We start from the raw sequence: 17,624 nt of genomic DNA on the forward strand, positions 1-17,624 counted from the left end.
CGTCTACTCCCGACTCGGGCGCGGCTGGGCGACACGGGTGGACTGCCCGGTCGTCATCAGGTCCACCACGATCTGGCGGTCCAGCTCCTCGATCGGGCGGACCGCGACCATCCTGCCGAGGTGCAGCACGGCGATTCGGTCGGCGACCTCGAACACGTCGTTCATGTTGTGCGACACGATCAGCACCGCGACCCCTCGGTCGGCGAGCCGGCGCACGAGCTGGAGCACCATGGCCGTCTGGGCCACCCCCAGAGCAGCGGTCGGCTCGTCCATGATCACCAGCTTGGAGTTCCACAGCACGGCCTTGGCGATCGCCACCGACTGACGCTGTCCGCCGGACAGGGAGGCCACCGGCTGCCGGATCGACTTGACGCTGGTCACGGCCAAGCTCTTGAGGGTGTCCAGCGCCGAGTGCTCCATCGACTCCTGGTCGAGAGCCGCGCGCCGGGTGCGTTCGCGCCCCAGGAACATGTTCTCGACGATGTCGAGGTTGTCGCACAGGGCGAGGTCCTGGTAGACGGTCTCGATGCCGAGCGCCGCGGCGTCGCGCGGCGACTCGATGTGGACGTGTCTGCCGTCCCACCACATCTCGCCCGACGTCGGGGCGTGGATGCCCGCGATGCACTTGATGAGGACCGACTTCCCTGCGCCGTTGTCACCGGCCAGTGCCGTGACCTTTCCCGCGAGGATGTCGAGGTCGACGTCCGTGAGGGCCCGAACCGGGCCGAAGCTCTTGCTGATGCCCCGCAACCGCAGCAGGGGATTCTCCCCGGCCTCGTCCGACGGGGCGGTCGCCGATCTGCCCTCGGCGTTCGGGCTCACCTGGTCCGTGGCGTCCTCCTCGAGTCAGCCTGGCGCATCCACCGATGCATCCCCTGACGCGCCTCCACCGACGCGCCTCGACTGCGAATCCCTGAGTGACAAATCCGTGAGTGACGTCCGGCCGTGGACGGGCTGCATGCCGCAGTCCGTCCACGACCGGTCGAGCCGCTATCCGATCCCGGCGGCCTTGCAGGCGCTGGCCACGTCACCCGCGCACAGCTTGTCCTTGGTGACCGCGCCGTCCTTGACGACCGTGTTGTTCATGTTCTCCGTAGTGACCCAGATCGGGACGGTGTAGACGGACGCGATGGCCTTGCCGATCTTGCTGTCCTGGGTCTTGGCGTTGACGAGCGTCAACGGTGGCTGGACGCCTGCCCGCAGGAACAGCGCCAGGGCCGCAGCGGCCTGGGCCTCGAGGTAGATCGGCTTGTAGACGGTGCCGCACTGGTAGCCGGTGAGGATGTTCTGCAGACCCGGCAACGACGCGTCCTGACCCGTGGTCGGGAACTTCTTCGCCGGCACCTTGTTCGACTTCAGCACGGCGATGACGGCGTTGGCGTTGTCGTCGTTCGGCGTCACCACGGCGTTGATGTTCTTGTGGGCGGTCCACTGCTGCTGGAACGTCGTGGCAGCGACCGACGGCGTCCACGTGCCAGCGGGCTCCGCGACCTTGACATAGCTGCCGTCGGAGAACTTGGGGTCGAGAACCGAGTGGTAGCCCTGCGCGAAGAGCTTCGCGTTGTTGTCGGTCGGGTCGCCGTTCATGATGAGGATGTTCGGCTTCGCGACGTTCCACTTCGAGATGCAGTCGACCTCGCCCTTGCCGATCAGCTCACCGACCTTCACGTTGTTGAAGCTGACGTAGTAGCGGTTCGCCGGACCACCTGTCACCAGGCGGTCGTAGTCGATGACCTGGGCACCGGCCGCCTGGGCCTTGGCCTCGATGGCCGCGCCCGAACCCGGGTCCAGCGGGTCGACCAGCAGCACGGTCGCGCCGCCGGTGATCATCGCGTCCGCCTGGGTCTGCATGGTCGAGGCGCTGCCGTGCGCGTTCTGGATCATGAACTGGTCAGACGTCAGGCCAGCCGTCTGGAACGCCTTGGCGAGGTAGGGCGCGTCGTACTGGACGTAGCGGGTCGACGTGGTGGTGTCAGGCAGCAGGACGCCGATCTTTCCCTTGCCCTTGGAAGCGACTCCCGTCAGCTGCTTCATCGGGGAGAAGTCGGACGTGAAGGCGGCCGCGTTGATCTGCGGCACGGAGGCCGAGCTCGACGAGGACGAGGACGACGACGTTCCCTTTGTCGTTGAGGATGGGGTTCCGCACGCCGCCACAGCAAGGCCCGCAACGAGCACGATGCTTGCGGGCGCGACGAACCTTCGTGCCACTGCCATGAGAAGACCTTCTTTCGGGTTCCTACCCGCCCCGGGCCCAACCCCCGCGGCTTGGGACCAGCCACGCCTCGATCTCCCCCTGTGGCAACCGAGATGCTGCGTGACATCCAGCAACACTTGACCACCCCGTCGGCTCCGAGGACAGGGACCTTCGGCCTCAGTGGAAACCGGTTCACCTGCGGCGTTGGGCCTGCCTCACCCCCACGTCGGCACCACGCGGATACCGTGGGGCCCGTGAGCGATGCACAGACCTCCACTCGTCCCCCGGCCTCCTGTCAGCCGACCATCGGCGGGCTCGCTCCGTGCGACAGCTGCGGCGCGCCCATGCGGTGGGAGACCTCGCACCAGCGCTGCGACTCGTGCGGCCACATCGTCCCCTGCTGTGAGGGTGCACCGCTCGGCTGAGCCGAACCGGAGCGGTAACACCCACGGCGCCACGTGGGGTCGCTCTATGCTCCAGAGATGCAGGACCCGAATCCGGCGAGGGCACTGAGCCGGGTGTTGGACGCCGCGGAGAACGCCTCCCCCCTCGACGCGGTGGAAGCGGTGACCCGCGAGCTGGCTGCGGCCCTGGGGGCGGAGGCGTCGTTCTTCCTCATCGAGGACCTGTCGGGCCAAGGGCTCATCCGGCTCTCCCACGCGACCGGTGGCGACGCCGAAGGGGTGTTCACCGCTCGCACCGGCGAGGAGGACGCGACGGTGCGGTTCGACGCCGCGGAGCAGGCCGTGGTGCTGCCGTTCGACGGCGGCCCGGCCGAGCTGGCGGTGCGCTCACAGACCCTGCAGGTGGTGGCTCCTGCCGACGACCACGCCGACGAGGCCGACGACCAGGCCGACGACGAGACCCGCGCGTCGGCTCGATACTGGACGGTCCTCACGCCGGTCACCGAACGTGGTGAGGTGCTCGGGCTGCTCGAGCTCGTCCTGCCGTGCGAACCGGACGCAGACACCCTCGACGAGATCAGGCGGGTCGGGCACATCCTGTCATTCGTCATCATCGCCAACCGGCGGCACACCGACCTGTTCGAGTGGGGCCAGCGCACCACACGTTTCTCGCTCCCGGCGGAGATCCAGCGCCGGTTGCTGCCAACCGCCTTCACCTGCGAGGCCGGGGCGTTCTCCCTGTCCGCCTGGCTGGAACCGGCCGCCTCGGTGGGGGGCGACTCCTTCGACTACTCGCTTGCCCGCGACACGCTCCATCTCTCCATCACCGACGCCATGGGCCACGGGGTGGCCAGCGCCCTCAACGCCACGCTGTGTGTCGGCAGCCTGCGCAACACGCGCCGCGCCGGCGACTCGCTGCTCGAGCAGGCGACGACGACGAACCGGATGATGTGCCAGCACGCCACCGACACCGGCGCCGAGGGCTTCGCAACAGGGCTTGTGGGTCGGCTGGACCTGCGCACCAGCACGCTGTCCATGGTCAACGCCGGGCACATCGCGCCCTACCTCTGCCGAGCCGGCACCGTGACCCCGGTCCAGCTGCCGGCGGACCTGCCGTTCGGCCTCTTCCCCGATGCGGAGTACCACAGCACCGACCTGGTCCTTGAACCCGGCGACCGACTGATGCTGGTCACCGACGGCATGCTCGAACGCAATGCCGCCGCGCTGGACCTGCCGGCGGAGATCGGCACGACCATCGGCCTGCACCCGCGGGAGGCCACCCGTGACCTGACCCGCAAGGTGGTGGCCATCGCAGGGGCGGCGTTGTCCGATGACGCCACCGTCATGGTGCTCGACTGGTACGGCGGCCACGGCCGCGAGCGGCGCACCGCCATGGGGTCGAGCCGCTGATCCCGGCGACCGCGCCGCCAACGAACCTGTCTTGTCGAGGGGCACGGACAGGACGCATACTGCTCCCGCCCGACCCGGTCACGGCAGTCCCGCCCGAAACGTCGCGTGGTGGCAGGACTTCGGGAGTCGGCATGACCATCGAGCTCGTCGGACCCTCCCCCGGGACGGTCGATGGCTCCCTTTCCCGGGCCGAGCGCCTTGCTGCCACACCGTCGCTCGCAGGGCTCAGGGCCACCTCGCCCCTACCCCTGCCGACCCGTCATTGGGGCGCTGCCGAGGCGCTCCTGGCCCTCGACGAGGCACGCCTGTCGCTGCCCCTGCACCTGCCCGACGCCACCGTCGTCAGCGCCCTCACCACCGTGGTCCTCCGCTCGGGCGATGCCGCGGTCAAGGTCTACCCGCCGGGCACCGACCCCGCGCACCTCGACCTCCTGGCAGCCGCGCTGGCCGGCACGTCGACGGCGCACCTGCCCGACGGCCGGGCGGTGGTGACCTCCCACGGCATCGTCACGGTCACCCCCTGGCTGCCGCCCGCCCCTGCGGTGACCTGGGAGGAGGTCGGTGCCCTGCTGCGCCGGTTCCACGCCGAGCACGCCGCGGCCGACGTCCCTGTCTGGGCACCCCTCTCGCGGCTGCCCTCCCAGGTCGAGGGCCTCCCGCTCGAGGTGGCTGAGGTGATGCTCGCGGCGCGCGCCGCCCTGCTCGATGCCCTGGGCGGGGTGCGCTCCGAGCTCGGCGTCGGCACCATCCACGGCGACGTCTCACCGTCCAACGTGATGCGCACCGCCGCCGGCCCCCGCCTCATCGACCTGGACTGGGTTGCCGTGGCACCTCGCGAGTACGACCTCGCCGCGGCGTCACGCCGGGTCCGCGACGGCGAGATCTCGCGGCCGACCTATGCCGGGTTCTGCGACGCCTACGGCTTCGACGTGCTCAGCTGGGACGGCCTGCCGGTGCTCGACCGCATCGCCGACCTCGGCGGGGTGGCCTTCCGCCTGTGGGACTGCCGCCACCACGGCCGCGACCTCGACTGGGTCGAGGCCGAGGCGCGCCTCTGGCGCCCCCCGCTCTGACCGACGCCGGTATGCCGTCGGGCCGGCTTCTCAGGACGGCTGCGGGAGCGAGGTCAGCCAGGTGGCGAAGACCTCGTTGTTGACGGCTCGGTCGCGCCGCTCCTGCACGTACTCCAGGGAGTCGCGGCCCGAGAGACCGAGCAGCTCGCGCACGATGAGGGTCACGACGAGCCCCGAGCGGTTGCGTCCGAAGGTGCAGTGCACCAGCGCCTGGCGCCCCTCGCGCACGAGCCCGGCCACTAGCTCGGCCAGCCGCAGCGTGACGGCGGGGTCGGGCAGGTCGTCGCCGTCCTCGAGAGGGCACTTGAGGTAGGTCAAGCCCTCGATGTCGTCAGCCGGCGGGTAGGCGTCGGCGTCCGCGAGGTCGAGCACGACGTCGATGCCCGTTTCCCTCACCCACGCGAAGTCGACCGGGCATCCGCCATGCCACAGCTGGCCGGGCACGAGCTCGGTGGGCGGGTCGGCGGGGTCCACCCCGGGCAGCTCGACCGGGTCGGTCGTCCAGTTGACGCTCTGCTCGACGTCCGTCACCCCTGCACCGTACCTTCGTTCGGGCACCACCACCCTGCCGGCAGTACGGTCGAGCCATGACCGAACCAGCGGACGAGTCACGCGTCGAGAGCCGGGCCACCGACCTGCTCCCCGAGGAGCAGGCGGCCGGGAGCGACGACCCGCGGCGGCAGGCCGAGGCCATCCTCGCCGAGTCGGACGAGCGCACCGAGCACCCCGAGGAGACCCGACGGGAGTCGAGCCAGACGCCCGACGAGGAGGACACCGCGCCAGCTGCCCCCGCCGACCCGGCCACCGACCGGCCCACCGACGCCGGCACCGGGACCCGGCCGGACTGAACGACCGCCGGGCTCAGCGCTGCGGTGGCTGGATGATGCGGAACATCGCCCCGGTCGGGTCGGCCAGGGTCGCCAGCCTTCCGAAGGGCGTGTCGTCGGTCGGGTGTAGCACCGACCCACCCAGCGACTGCGCCTTCTCCACGCACGCGTCGGTGTCCTCGACACCCCAGTAGATGCCCCAGAGGCCGGGCACGCCCTCGGGCAGCATGGCCGCCGCGTCCATGACTCCTGCCTGCTGCTCCCGGCCCTCGCCGAGGGTGGAGTAGCGGAAGTCGTCGGTGTCGCTCATGACCGAGGTCTGCCAGCCGAAGACGTCCTCGTAGAACCGCAGCGTCGGCTCGTAGTCGCGGGTGTGCAGCTCGAACCAGTTCGGGGTGCCGGGCTCGGCCACGACCTCGATGCCCGGGTTCTCCCTCCCCTGCCACACCCCCACGGCGGCGCCCGACGGGTCGGTGACCATCGCCATGACACCCTGCTCGGGCACGTCCATCGCCGGGACGATCACCCTGCCACCCAGCTCGGCGGCCCGCTCGACGGTGCGGCGCGCGTCGTCACTGGCGAGGTAGACCGACCACGTGTCGGGGGCGCCGCTGCTGCCGTCGTTGCGCATGCAGCCGCCGACCATCTTCCCGTCCTTGCGGAAGGTGATGTAGCCGCCGTACCTCTCCTCGTCACCGTGCTCGGCCGTCCAGCCGAACAGCTCGCCGTAGAAGTGCTCGGCACGGGCGGTGTCGGACGTGAGCAGGTCGACCCAGCAGGGGGCTCCGGTCATCGGGACTCGAGCGGGCATGGTCTCTCCTTCGTCACGTGTGCCTGATGGGGCTGACGCTAGGACTGACAGCCGACAGCCACCAGTGTCATCGGCAGGACCCCGTCACCCCGCACAGCAGGCGCACTGGGTCGCCAGCCGCTCGAGCAGGTCGCCGAGGCCGTGCCGTGCCCGGCCCGGCATCCGTGCCGAGGTGAGCACGGCGGGCTCCCGGACCGCCACGACCCGGTGGCCGGTCGCCCGCAGGCGGCCCACGAGCCCGTGGTCCTCCCCGTGCGGCACGGCAGGGAAGCCGCCGCACGCGGCATACGCGTCGAGTCGCACGGCGAGGTTGGCTCCGTAGACGTGCCGGTGGGCAGAGCCGTTGCCACTGCCGTTCTCGCCGCCGTCCCGGCGGTCATGGACACCCGCCTCCATGCCGCCGGCCATGATGCGCTCGTATGCCGCGAGCGCGGCCGGGTGCGCCGGCCACCCCTCGAGGTCCACCATCCCCGCCACGCCGTGAGCGGCGGCCGCGTCCGCGTGCGCGAGCAACTGGGTGACCCAGCTGCCGGGCACCACGGAGTCGGCATCGGTGCTGAACAGCCAGCGGTGCGGCGCCGGGGCCAGGTCGAGCGCCTCGCAGGCGTCGGCCACCAGGCGGCTGCGCACCGCGCCCACGGTCGTCGAGTCGTCGTCCGCGTGGCAGAAGGTCTCGAGGTCGGGCCACGCTGCGAGCGCGTCGGTCACCACCTCGGCGGTGCGGTCGGTGCTGCGGTGCACGGCCACGGCCACCGCCGCCCGCTCGACGGGCCCGTGCGCCCGGGCCCGGCGCAGGGCCACGGCGACGCTGTCGAGGCACGACACCACCCTCTGCTCCTCGTCGCGGGCGGGCACGGCCACGAGCACGTCGGTCACCGCAGGCCGCCGAGGAACATGGCGTCGCCGTCGGTACTCTGCTGCCGCACGTAGAGGTCGAGGTCGTCGACCGCGTGGGTGAGCGGGCCGTCGAAGGCCAGCCCGGCCGGCCCCGCGACCGCCCGGGCCTGGTCGAGCAGCCGCCGCACCGCCGCGCCGACCACGGCACGCGACTCCGTGGCGAGCGCCTGCAGCCCATCCGGCGGCACGTCGCCGGTGTCGAGACGGTCCGCAGCGGCGGCGACCGCAGCGGCTGCGGTGACGAGGTCGGTGCGCAGGTGACCCAGCCGCAGCTGCACGGCGGGGGACGGCGCCGCCTCACCCACGTGCTGCAGGACCAGGTCGGCCACGCGGGCGCCGCCGCCCACCCAGACCGCGGCGACGCCGACCCCGCCCGGGAAGAAGCCCGGCCGGCCGAGGTAGAAGCCCGCGTCGCCGACCTGCGTCGCATCCTCGTCGGGCACGTCGTGGTCGAGGTGGATGGTGTGCGAGTGCGACAGCCGCATCGCGCTGGTCTGCCACGCCGAGTCGTCGACGGGCCAGTCGGGCACCGGCACGTCGAGCAGCACGCTGGTCTCGTCGTCGAGCCACACCGGCACGAGCGCGCGGTCGAGCAACCCGGCACCCGAGGCGAACCGGAGCGTGCCCTCGAGGTGCCAGCCGGCGTCGATGCGACCGGCGCGGATGCCCGTGCCGCGGGAGCGCGAGGCCCACACGCCGTACAGGCACCCGGCCGAGGGCGTCGTGCCGGCCTGGGCGTGGATGCGCAGGGCATCGACATGGCCTTCGGTGAGCCGCGACAGCGGGACGTCGGTGCGTCCCAGCGCCTCGAGGGCCTCCACGAGCTCGGGCCAGGCCAGGTCGGTCCAGTCCCGCTGGGCGGCCAGGTGTCGCACCGCCCTGGCGAGCGCGGCGGCGTCGGCGTCGTCGCGCTCGTGTCCGTCCGGCAGCTCGAGCGGAGGGGGCAGGGGCACCGTGGTGGTGAACGTCATGGGCGCACCCACGAGGCCGCGACGAAGTGGCGGTCGTCGTGCCAGACCACGCGTTCCCACCCGCGTTCGCGCAGCACGCCGTCGGCCTCCTCGGTCGCCGCCGCACCGGCGAGGAATGCGTCGTCGGGGTGGTGCCGCCAGTGCACGACCACCAGCTCGGCGGAGGGCCTCGCCGCCGCCGCGACAGCGTCCAGCGCGCGGATCCGGTCGGCCTCGGGCAGGTAGTAGAGGACCTCGGCGAGCACCACGAGGTCGGGCGCCTCAGCCAGTGGCGGCACCTCCGGCAGCGCGTTGACCACGACCGAGGCCGAGGCGTCGGACAGCAGGTCGCGGGTCAGGGCCACCGCCCGCGCAGAGGCGTCGCTGGCGGTCACCCGCTCGCACCGACGAGAGAGCGCGAGCGCGAGGTCACCGGTCCCACTGGCGGCGTCCCACGCGTGGGCGTACCGCTCCCGGGCCAGCAGCGCCAGCACCACCGCCTCCTTGCGGCGTTCGTACCAGCTGTCCCGGACGTTCCACGGGTCCGGGTCCGCGGCATACATCGCGTCGAAGTCGGGTGGCTGCACGGTCACCGCCTCCTCACCCGAGCACCAGCTGGGCGTGGTGGTGGGCGAGCAGGAGGGGAGGCACCACCGGCCCCAGGCCGGCCCGGATCGGCTCGAGCTGCGAGGGGTATGCCGCCAGCGCCAGCTCGCGGGCAGCCTCGGCGTCCGGCCCGGTCACCACCACCGACCAGCGGTCACCCGTGGCGGCGACCGTCTCGGGCGCCATCCAGTACGGCATCCAGACGGGGTACTCGAGCAGGGTCGCGCCACGCTCACGGACCGCGACGGCAGCGGCTCGGCCGGCCGCCTCGTGGTCGGAGTGCGGGTCGTGCCGCCACGGGGCGAGCAGCACGTCACCGGGGTTCAGCTCGGCGGCGAGGGCGGCCGCCATGACGTCGGCCATCGCCGCAACCGCCCCGTCGGGGCAGAGCCGGTGCGGGCCGGTCCTCGCGCCCAGCAGGGCGGCAGCGGTGCGCCACTCGGCCAGGCGCAGCTCGGCCAGCCCGGGCTCCTGCACGCCCACCTCGTCGAGGCACGCCTCGCCGGCGGTCAGCGTCAGCGACAGCACCGGCCCGCGAGTGCGCGCCCACTCCGCCACCAACCGGCCGGCCCCGATGGTCTCGTCGTCCGGGTGCGCCCCCACGACGACCAGCCGGGTGCTCTCCGGAGGCACGAGGTCGGCGAGCGCACGTCGAGGTGCGTCGGCCACGGCCTCCGCCCAGGCCTCCACCGGCAGACCCGTGGGGGTCACGGTCAGGGACATGCGCCGAGCGTAGGCGTGGTCACGGCAGGTCGCTCGACGTCGGCGTTGTCGACCACCACGTCGGCCCGGGTCCAGGGGGCTCGTTCGGTGAAGTAGCGCCGCTGGGCGTGCACGTAGCGTGCCATCGTCGGGTGCTTGGGGTCCGGGTGGGTGCCGTCGCGCGCCGCCATCCGCTTCGCCGTGACGTCGAAGGGCACGTCGAGGAACACGGTGAAATCCCACAGGCCCTCGAGCTCCTGCCGGTGCAGGAACAACCCGTCGACGACGAGCACCGCCCCCGGAGGGGCGGTCGCGAACGGCTCGTCGAGCACCTCGTCGGTGGCCAGGTCGTGCCCGCGAGGGCGGTACCTGCCCGAGCCACCCGGCCCCAGAGGCCGCAGCACCTCCGCCGCGAACCGCGGGTAGTCGAAGGAGTCGAGCCAGAAGCCCTCCGGCGAGGAGCGCCCACGCCGGTAGCGCACCTCCCGGACGTGGTGGAAGTCGTCGAGCGAGACCTGCACGACGTCGCGCCCCGCTGTCCGCAGTGCGTCGGCGAGCTCGGCGGCGAAGACCGTCTTGCCGGACCCGTCGACGCCGTCGACCCCGAGCCGGGTGCAGGCGCCGTCGGTGGCGTCAGGGACGAGGCCGGCCACCTGTGCCAGCACCGCCGCTCGAGCCGGCGTCACCTCACGCGCTGACGTCTCCTGCCGAGCCGTCACCCGGGCAGCATCCAGCGCAGCACCGTCACCGCGCCGACGATGGCGCAGACGACGAAGAGGAGGGCCAGCACCACGGTGATGACGACCGCGGCGTCCACGCCGCCACCACCGTCCTGCGACGGCGCGCTGGGGGCGGGCCGGGTCGGGGTGCGATCGGCGCCGGCGCGGCGGCGCAGGGCCTCCACCCGGGGGTTGCCGGGGTTGTCACGCACGGTCCGGGGCAGGCTGCGCCACATCTGGTCGAAGTGGTCGTTGTGGCGCTCGCGCCAGGCCTCGATCGCCTCGTCGACGTCCTGGCCGCGCCGGCCCGTGCCGAACCAGGCGGCACCGGCCGCGGGCATGTCGCCCATGGCGTAGTGCACCTCACCGAGCAGCTCGAGCGCCTCGGGGTCGAGGTTGTCGGTGAGGTGGCCGGTGAGCCGGTCGCGCGCCTTCCAGGCACGCCCGGCGGCGAGGTCGGCGCGGGCGCGCTCCACCGCGCCGCTGTGGTGCTCGAGTTCGGGCCTGTCGGTGCCGCCGACAGGGGTGGGCGTGTCGCGCTCGGCCGGGGACGGGGTCTGCTGGCTGTCGTCGCTCACAGCCGTGAGTATGCCGCGTGCGAGCCGTGCCGGCCCCGCGGCACCATCACGGTCGGCACGGCCGGACGCGTCGGCTGCCCCACGTCGCGGGCCTCACGCGACGCCGACGTCGACAAGCGGCCAGGGGAAGCGGGGTCATCCGCCTCGGATGATGTCGAGGCCAACCGCGCTGCGAAGACTGGCCACGCGCCCCCGGCACCCTCGCCGGCGGACCACAGGACACCAGGACGGGAGAGCCGAGATGGCCAAGCAGGAGAAGGACACCCTCTACGTGATCGCCGCCGCCTACGACGACGTCGACGCGGCAGTCGCCGACTACGAGGCAGTCAAGGCCCTTTACAAGGAGGTCAAGACCTCCCACGACTTCGACGCCGCAGTGGTGGCCAAGGAGGAGGACGGCAAGGTCCGCATCGTCAAGAAGCACGAGCAGCCCACCCGGCACGGCGCGGCCGTCGGGCTCGGCTGGGGCCTGGCCGTAGGGGTCACCGCTGCCCTCTTCCCGCCGGTGGGCATCGGCCTCGCCACGGCCGGTGCGGGCGGTGCCGCGATCGGCGCAGTCGCCGGGCACGCGAGCGGTGGCATGTCGCGCGACGACCTCAAGGAGCTGGGCGAGACCCTCGACGCCGGGCAGGCCGGCCTCGTCGTGGTCTACGAGACCAACCTCGCGGACCAGGTGGCCGCCAACATCAAGGCCGCCAACCGGCTCGTCTCCCGGGCCACCGACATGGCGGCCGACGAGCTCGCAGCCGAGATGAAGGCCGCCGAGAAGGCCTCCGCCTAGAGTCCGGGCCTCCGGCCAGAGTCGTCGGAGGCACGGGGCGAATCTCCGGGGCGCTTGTCGCCGAGGGCTCAGGGCTCGCTGACGTCGACGACCACCTCGTTGCGCCGCAGGAACCACGGCTTGAACGGCGGGTCGTAGCGCAGCCACCGTGGCACGCCGACAGGCTCCAAGCCGGCCCGGCCCACGGCCTCGAGCAGGCGGTCGCGGTGCTCCTCGAAGGCCGAGCCGCTCCACCGGCCGGAGTACCGGATGGCCGCCGCGAGGGCCGGCGGCACGGCCCGCAGGCTCACCCGCTCGTCGGCGGGCTCGGGCGCGGTCGCCGCCGTCAGGCCGGATGGGAGCACGAAGCCCACGGTGAACGACCGCTCCTGCGCCTCCCCCACCCCCTCGTCGGTGGACCGGGCAAGCGCCTCCTGCTGCTCCTCTTCCTCCTGGACGACGGGCGCGGTCATCGCGACCCGCTCGCCGCCACCACGCCCTCGGCGCGCACGCTCCTGCACCACCGGAGCAGTCATGGCCACCTTGCTGCGCGAGCGGTTGTCGCCGCTGATGTAGGCGAACAGCGGCGCGAAGGCCAGGTTTCCGGCGCCGGTGAGGGAGCCACGGATGGTGACCTCGGCGACGGCGTGCTCGGGGTAGCGGCGCAGCTCCACCCCGTCGGTGAGGTGCCCCACGACGTCGTACGGCAGCTGCTCGGTCACGACTCGAGGCTACGCGCGGGCACGGCTGCCCCCACGGGTCGGAGGGCCCGTCGAGGATGCAGAAAGCGACCCCACCGGCCCGCGGACTCTGGCACCATCCACCCGTGCTGATTCGCGGGGGCGTTGGCGTCGGGGTGGTCCTGTTCGGCGTGTGGGTGTACTGCCTGCTCGACGTGATCATGGCTGACGAGTACCGGATCCGGAACCTCTCCAAGGCCACCTGGATCATGATCGTGCTCTTCACCTTCGAGGTGGGTGCGGTCGCCTGGCTCGTGGCGGGGCGCCCGCAGGGACCGGCCCGCAGCCTCCCCTACAAGGGGAACACCGGCCGCCCGGTGCCGACGTACCCCGAGTACGACCGGCCCGACCGCTTCGCCGCGACCAACCCCGACGACGACGAGGCGTTCCTGCGCCAGGTGCGGGAGCGAGCCGAGGCACAGCGACGCGCGGCCAAGGAGCAGCGCGAGGCCCGCGAGCGGGCGGCGGACGAGCAGGAGGCCCGCCGCCCCGACGCCGGCCCGGCGGATGAGGACGGGCGCGAGCGGACCTGAGGCGCGCGGCATACGACCCGGGTCTGGAGCGTCCGCACGGCCCGAACCGGGCCACGGCACAGCGGCACAGGTCACGCGGAGCGGGGTTGCTTTTGTTACCCACCGGTATCACCATGGAAGTTACCGGCTGGTACGCCGGCCGACACTGCTGTCCGAACACGTGGAGGATCCGGCCATGGGCCACTACAAGAGCAACCTGCGCGACCTGGAGTTCAACCTTTTCGAGGTCTTCGGCCGGCAGGACGTGCTGGGCCACGGGCCCTACTCCGAGCTCGACGCCGACACCGCGCGGGAGATGCTCAAGGAGGTCGCCCGCCTCTCCGAGAACGAGCTCGCCGCCTCGTTCGCCGAGGCCGACCGGAACCCGCCGGTCTACGACCCGAAGACCTACTCGGTCACCATGCCCGAGGCCTTCGCCAAGAGCTACCAGGCCTACGTCGACTCCGGGTTCTGGAGCGTCGACGTGCCCGGTGAGCTCGACGGCACGGTCGCCCCGCCGTCGCTGAAGTGGGCCATGAACGAGATGGTGCTCGGCGCCAACCCCGCCATCGCGATGTTCGCCGCGTCCTACTCCTTCGGCAGGCTGCTCTACATCCTCGGCAACGACGAGCAGAAGAAGCTGGCCCGCTGGATCGTCGAGAAGGGCTGGCACTGCACGATGGTGCTGACCGAGCCCGACGCGGGTTCCGATGTCGGCGCCGGCCGCACCAAGGCCGTGCAGAACGAGGACGGCACCTGGAACATCACCGGCGTCAAGCGGTTCATCACCTCGGCCGAGTCCGACATGACCGACAACGTCGTGCACTTCGTGCTCGCCCGGCCCGAGGGCGCCGGGCCGGGCACCAAGGGCCTGTCGCTGTTCATCGTGCCGAAGTTCCACGTCGACCTCGAGACCGGTGAGCTCGGCGAGCGCAACGGCGCCTACGTCACCAACGTCGAGCACAAGATGGGCCTGAAGGTCTCGACCACGTGCGAGATCACCTTCGGCGACAAGGAGCCGGCCGTCGGCAGCCTGCTCGGCGACACCCACGACGGCATCGCCCAGATGTTCCGGGTCATCGAGCACGCGCGAATGCTGGTGGGCACCAAGGCCATCTCGACGCTGTCGACCGCCTACCTCAACGCGCTCGACTACGCGAAGCAGCGCGTGCAGGGCGCCGACCTGACCCAGATGACCGACAAGAACGCCCCGCGTGTCACCATCACCCACCACCCCGACGTGCGCCGCTCGCTCATGACGCAGAAGGCCTACGCCGAGGGCCTGCGCGCGCTGGTGCTCTTCACCGCCACGCAGCAGGACATCGTCGACCAGGCCCAGCTCGAGACCGGCGCGGAGTCACTCGAGAAGGACAGCCCGGCCGAGATGGCCAACCGGGTCAACGACCTGCTGCTCCCGATCGTCAAGGGCGTCGGCTCCGAGCGGGCGTGGGTGCTGCTGGGCACCGAGTCGCTGCAGACCCTCGGCGGCTCCGGCTTCCTGCAGGACTACCCGATCGAGCAGTACATCCGCGACGCCAAGATCGACACCCTCTACGAGGGCACCACCGCGATCCAGGGCCAGGACTTCTTCTTCCGCAAGATCATGCGCGACAAGGCGCAGGCCCTAACGCACATCGCCATGCAGATCCAGGAGTTCGCCAAGAACCTTGGCGCCACCGGCGGCAGCCTCGACACCGAGCGTGAGCTGCTCGGCAAGGGCCTCGAGGACGTCCAGGGCATCCTCGGCTACATGGTCGGCGAGCTCATGAAGTCCGACCCGCGCCAGGACGGCTCCGACGTCCGCAACCTCTACAAGGTCGGCCAGAACACCTCGCGCCTGCTGATGGCCGCTGGTGACCTCGTCATCGGCTGGCTGCTGCTGCGCCAGGCCGAGGTCGCCCAGGCGGCGCTCGAGGCCGGCACCTCCGAGAAGGACCGCGACTTCTACGAGGGCAAGGTCGCTGCGGCGAAGTTCTTCGCGCGCAACGTCCTTCCCAAGATCGCGGCCGAGCGCCAGATCGCCGAGGCGACCGACAACGCCCTCATGGACGTGCCGGAGTCGGCCTTCTGACCAGCGTTCACTGACCGGTATGCCGGGTGGTTCCGGCACGCACGAAGGGCTGGCTTCCCGTGGAAGCCAGCCCTTCGGCATACGGGTGGGTGTCAGCGCTTGAAGCGGATGAAGGCGCTGAACTGCTCCGAGCCCTCGCCGCGCGTGGACCGGCGGTAGCTGTAGGCGTCGGGGCGCACGTGGTTGTACTCCTCGACCATGAAGCTGCCATCGGCGTTGACCTTGGCGACGTAGGCGACGTGGCCGTAGGAGCCGGAGCTGCGGACCGCGATGTCACCGACGCGCGGCGTGCCGTAGACCGGGATCCCGGCGGCCCGAGCCGCGTTGTCCCAGTTCTGCGCGTTGCCCCAGTGCACGTTCTTGTAGTGGTTGTGGAACGCGACGCCGAGGTTGTGGTTGACCCGCCACGCGGCGAACGACGTGCACTGGCCCTTGTAGAAGTTCCAGCGGTCGACGCCCGAGCTCGCGCCCCGGTAGGGGTAGTCGTCCTTGATCGCGCCGGTCGGGGCCGGGTTGGTGGAGCCGCTGTCCTTGCAGAGCGGGGCGACCCGGCCGTCGGAGCCGGTGTAGACGAAGGCGTCGGAGACGTAGCGGTTGGCGCCGATCTTGTTCCACCAGCTCGACGTGCCGTACCTGCCGGTGACGGTGGTGCCGCGAGCCTGGCAGATGATGTCGATCTTCGTGCCGGACGAGATGCGACCGACCTTGGCGTAGCTGGTGCCGGGGCCCGAACGGACCACGAGGTTCTCCCCACCCGTTCGCACCCGGCCGGTGGCGGCGTCGGCGGCCAGCCCGAGGCCGGCGACGGAGCCGAGTCCGAGGACGGCGGCTACCGCGACGCGGGTCGGGCGGTTGCCCGTCAGTGTTGCGATCCTGCTCATGTCTGGTATCCCCTGCGTGTGGTTCGGCCACTCGCTTGTCGAGCGGCCTTGTCTCGCAAGGAAAACTACGAGCGAATCACCGGTCCGTCGATGGGGAGGACTCCCCGGCGGCTCCCCGAAGTGGTGCGGGCACAGACGACGGCGGGGCCGGGAGTAGCTCCCAGCCCCGCCGTGGTGGGGGTCTGCGGTGTCGCGCGGTCTGCGGTGTCGCGCGGGCTCAGCGACCCGGGTCGACGTCGACCTCGTCGACGCGCGAGCCGGTGGCCGGGTCGGTGTGGCTGACCCGCCGAGCCGAGTAGCCCGCGGTGGTGCGGCGGGTGATGGCGAGTGACAGCACGATGGCCAGCACGCCCGCCGCCATGCAGATCCAGCCGATCATCTGGAGGTCCACGGCACCAACGGTGGTGGCGTGGAGGGCGAAGGTCAGGATGGCGCCGATGACGATCAGGAAGATTCCGAGTCCGATGTACATGCTCACTCCTGGTGATCGCAGGTCCGGGTGGGACCCGTTTCCGCCACGGTAGTGCGCAATCGCGGCGACGGCGCGTCCAAGGACCTCGCCGGCGCGGCGGCCGGCGACTCGTTCCTCGTTGTCCACAGCGGCCTTCGCACCGTCACGCCGTCCACAGGCACCACTACCCCGCTTGCACGCGAACGCTATGTATGCCGCGAAATCCGCTGTGCCGCAAGGGTTTCCGCTGGCACACGTCCGGATTCGGTTGTCGGTGGTCGCATCTAGGGTTGTCATCATGGAGGGAAACCAGCAGCGCGGGGGCGGGCAGGCAGGTCACTGCCTGAGCCTGGCCGAGCGCCGTCAGCGGATCGCCGCCGCGCGCGAGGCGCTGCAGGGGCTGGGGTCCGTGGCCTGGCAGGCGCCCTCCGGCGGTGGTGCGGATGGGCTGTCCGGGTTGATGGGTGAGGTGGACGCCCTGGGCATGGCGTGTGACGCGAGCCGGGTGGCGGTGCTGCGGGAGGCGATGAACCGCGGCGTGTCCGACGGCGGGTCGGCGGCGCTGACCACCGCGCAGTGGGTCCGCCACCACGCCCCGTCGACCATCGCCGGTGGCGCGGCGGCCATCGTGTCGGTGGCCACCGCGTTCGGCAAACGCGTCAACGCCCCGGTCAGGGAGGCGGTGGAGGCCGGCCGCCTGCCGGTGAAGTCCGCCGCGGTGGTGGTGTCCGAGGCCGACAAGCTGCGACCGCTGCTGGCCGACGGTGCCGAGCCGCACGTGCTCGAGGGGCTGATCGGGATGGCCGAGCAGCACGGCCCGTCCGGGTGCCGGCTGCTGCGCGACGGGCTGATCGCCAAGTACGGGCGGCAGGACGTGCTGCAGGACCAGCAGAGCATGGGCAAGTCCTTCATCCGGCTCTCCCAACCGACCGACACCGGGGCGAGCACCTTCGAGTACCGGCTCACCCTCGACGTCGAGGGCAAGGCCATCCTCGAGGCGGCCCTCGGGCCGCTGTCCGCGCCGAAGCCGGTCGACGG

General features: G+C 71.7%; 20 protein-coding genes. 7 read left to right on the forward strand and 13 right to left on the reverse strand.

Annotated elements, in window-relative coordinates:
• Positions 1 to 3: 3 nt before the first annotated feature.
• Both BMW78_RS12355 and BMW78_RS12360 read right to left on the reverse strand, forming a co-directional pair.
• A complete protein-coding gene (locus BMW78_RS12355; protein WP_091759961.1) occupies positions 4 to 822 on the reverse strand; it encodes an ATP-binding cassette domain-containing protein in 819 nt (272 codons plus the stop codon).
• Between the two features lie 168 nt (positions 823 to 990).
• Positions 991 to 2,079 (reverse strand): sugar ABC transporter substrate-binding protein, encoded by a 1,089-nt coding sequence (locus tag BMW78_RS12360; protein WP_177180373.1) that lies wholly within the window; start codon positions 2,077 to 2,079, stop codon positions 991 to 993.
• Positions 2,080 to 2,676: 597 nt separating this feature from the next.
• Between BMW78_RS12360 and BMW78_RS12365 the strand changes: the two genes are divergently transcribed.
• A complete protein-coding gene (locus BMW78_RS12365; RefSeq protein WP_091759967.1) occupies positions 2,677 to 4,008 on the forward strand; it encodes a PP2C family protein-serine/threonine phosphatase in 1,332 nt (443 codons plus the stop codon).
• 131 nt (positions 4,009 to 4,139) lie between these two features.
• Entirely contained in the window at positions 4,140 to 5,081 is a 942-nt protein-coding gene (locus tag BMW78_RS12370; protein WP_091759970.1) for an aminoglycoside phosphotransferase/kinase family protein, read from the forward strand.
• Positions 5,082 to 5,111: 30 nt separating this feature from the next.
• On the opposite strand, the gene BMW78_RS12375 is transcribed toward BMW78_RS12370, so the two are convergent.
• Positions 5,112 to 5,612 (reverse strand): protein-tyrosine phosphatase family protein, encoded by a 501-nt coding sequence (locus BMW78_RS12375; protein WP_177180374.1) that lies wholly within the window; start codon positions 5,610 to 5,612, stop codon positions 5,112 to 5,114.
• A 56-nt stretch (positions 5,613 to 5,668) separates the two neighbouring features.
• On the opposite strand from BMW78_RS12375, the gene BMW78_RS12380 reads away from it, so the two are divergent.
• Complete coding sequence (locus BMW78_RS12380; protein WP_091759976.1) at positions 5,669 to 5,929, forward strand: hypothetical protein; 261 nt, start codon at positions 5,669 to 5,671, stop codon at positions 5,927 to 5,929.
• A 13-nt stretch (positions 5,930 to 5,942) separates the two neighbouring features.
• Here the strand turns inward: BMW78_RS12380 and BMW78_RS12385 are convergent, their stop codons facing one another.
• The 7 genes from BMW78_RS12385 to BMW78_RS12415 form a co-directional block, all read right to left on the reverse strand.
• Positions 5,943 to 6,719 carry a VOC family protein gene (locus BMW78_RS12385; protein WP_091759978.1) on the reverse strand — a complete coding sequence of 259 codons (777 nt, stop codon included), beginning with the start codon at positions 6,717 to 6,719 and terminating at the stop codon, positions 5,943 to 5,945.
• A gap of 84 nt (positions 6,720 to 6,803) precedes the next feature.
• Positions 6,804 to 7,595: a glycosyltransferase family 2 protein gene (locus tag BMW78_RS12390; protein ID WP_091759981.1), complete on the reverse strand. Its 792-nt coding sequence runs from the start codon at positions 7,593 to 7,595 to the stop codon at positions 6,804 to 6,806.
• A complete protein-coding gene (locus BMW78_RS12395; RefSeq protein WP_143056242.1) occupies positions 7,592 to 8,587 on the reverse strand; it encodes an acyl-CoA dehydrogenase family protein in 996 nt (331 codons plus the stop codon). Before BMW78_RS12395 ends, BMW78_RS12390 begins: the two co-directional genes overlap by 4 nt.
• Entirely contained in the window at positions 8,584 to 9,159 is a 576-nt protein-coding gene (locus tag BMW78_RS12400) for a class I SAM-dependent methyltransferase (protein ID WP_091759987.1), read from the reverse strand. The genes BMW78_RS12395 and BMW78_RS12400 overlap by 4 nt, the downstream gene beginning before the upstream one ends.
• A gap of 7 nt (positions 9,160 to 9,166) precedes the next feature.
• Positions 9,167 to 9,895: a PIG-L deacetylase family protein gene (locus tag BMW78_RS12405; RefSeq protein ID WP_091759989.1), complete on the reverse strand. Its 729-nt coding sequence runs from the start codon at positions 9,893 to 9,895 to the stop codon at positions 9,167 to 9,169.
• On the reverse strand, positions 9,886 to 10,593 hold the full coding sequence (locus BMW78_RS12410) for a nucleoside/nucleotide kinase family protein (RefSeq protein ID WP_245735821.1): 708 nt from the start codon (positions 10,591 to 10,593) through the stop codon (positions 9,886 to 9,888). Before BMW78_RS12410 ends, BMW78_RS12405 begins: the two co-directional genes overlap by 10 nt.
• Positions 10,590 to 11,171, reverse strand: coding sequence for a DUF6584 family protein (locus tag BMW78_RS12415; protein ID WP_091759995.1), 582 nt, complete (start codon positions 11,169 to 11,171; stop codon positions 10,590 to 10,592). The genes BMW78_RS12410 and BMW78_RS12415 overlap by 4 nt, the downstream gene beginning before the upstream one ends.
• 241 nt (positions 11,172 to 11,412) lie before the next feature.
• Here BMW78_RS12415 and BMW78_RS12420 point away from each other — a divergent pair, with 241 nt between their 5' ends.
• Entirely contained in the window at positions 11,413 to 11,952 is a 540-nt protein-coding gene (locus tag BMW78_RS12420; RefSeq protein WP_091759998.1) for a DUF1269 domain-containing protein, read from the forward strand.
• Between the two features lie 68 nt (positions 11,953 to 12,020).
• Here BMW78_RS12420 and BMW78_RS12425 read toward each other — a convergent pair whose 3' ends face one another.
• Positions 12,021 to 12,653 (reverse strand): SOUL family heme-binding protein, encoded by a 633-nt coding sequence (locus tag BMW78_RS12425; RefSeq protein ID WP_091760001.1) that lies wholly within the window; start codon positions 12,651 to 12,653, stop codon positions 12,021 to 12,023.
• 104 nt (positions 12,654 to 12,757) lie between these two features.
• On the opposite strand from BMW78_RS12425, the gene BMW78_RS12430 reads away from it, so the two are divergent.
• Together BMW78_RS12430 and BMW78_RS12435 are read left to right on the forward strand one after the other, a co-directional pair.
• Positions 12,758 to 13,204 carry a PLDc N-terminal domain-containing protein gene (locus tag BMW78_RS12430; RefSeq protein WP_091760004.1) on the forward strand — a complete coding sequence of 149 codons (447 nt, stop codon included), beginning with the start codon at positions 12,758 to 12,760 and terminating at the stop codon, positions 13,202 to 13,204.
• 175 nt (positions 13,205 to 13,379) lie between these two features.
• On the forward strand, positions 13,380 to 15,254 hold the full coding sequence (locus BMW78_RS12435; RefSeq protein ID WP_091760007.1) for an acyl-CoA dehydrogenase: 1,875 nt from the start codon (positions 13,380 to 13,382) through the stop codon (positions 15,252 to 15,254).
• A gap of 92 nt (positions 15,255 to 15,346) precedes the next feature.
• Here BMW78_RS12435 and BMW78_RS12440 read toward each other — a convergent pair whose 3' ends face one another.
• Both BMW78_RS12440 and BMW78_RS12445 read right to left on the reverse strand, forming a co-directional pair.
• Positions 15,347 to 16,135: a CHAP domain-containing protein gene (locus BMW78_RS12440; RefSeq protein WP_091760010.1), complete on the reverse strand. Its 789-nt coding sequence runs from the start codon at positions 16,133 to 16,135 to the stop codon at positions 15,347 to 15,349.
• 217 nt (positions 16,136 to 16,352) lie between these two features.
• Positions 16,353 to 16,607, reverse strand: coding sequence for a DUF6458 family protein (locus tag BMW78_RS12445; protein WP_091760013.1), 255 nt, complete (start codon positions 16,605 to 16,607; stop codon positions 16,353 to 16,355).
• A 277-nt stretch (positions 16,608 to 16,884) separates the two neighbouring features.
• Here BMW78_RS12445 and BMW78_RS12450 point away from each other — a divergent pair.
• Positions 16,885 to 17,624: hypothetical protein (locus BMW78_RS12450; protein WP_143056243.1), on the forward strand; the 740-nt coding region annotated here is incomplete at its 3' end.

The organism is Pedococcus cremeus (assembly GCF_900111375.1).
Classification (GTDB): domain Bacteria; phylum Actinomycetota; class Actinomycetes; order Actinomycetales; family Dermatophilaceae; genus Pedococcus_A; species Pedococcus_A cremeus.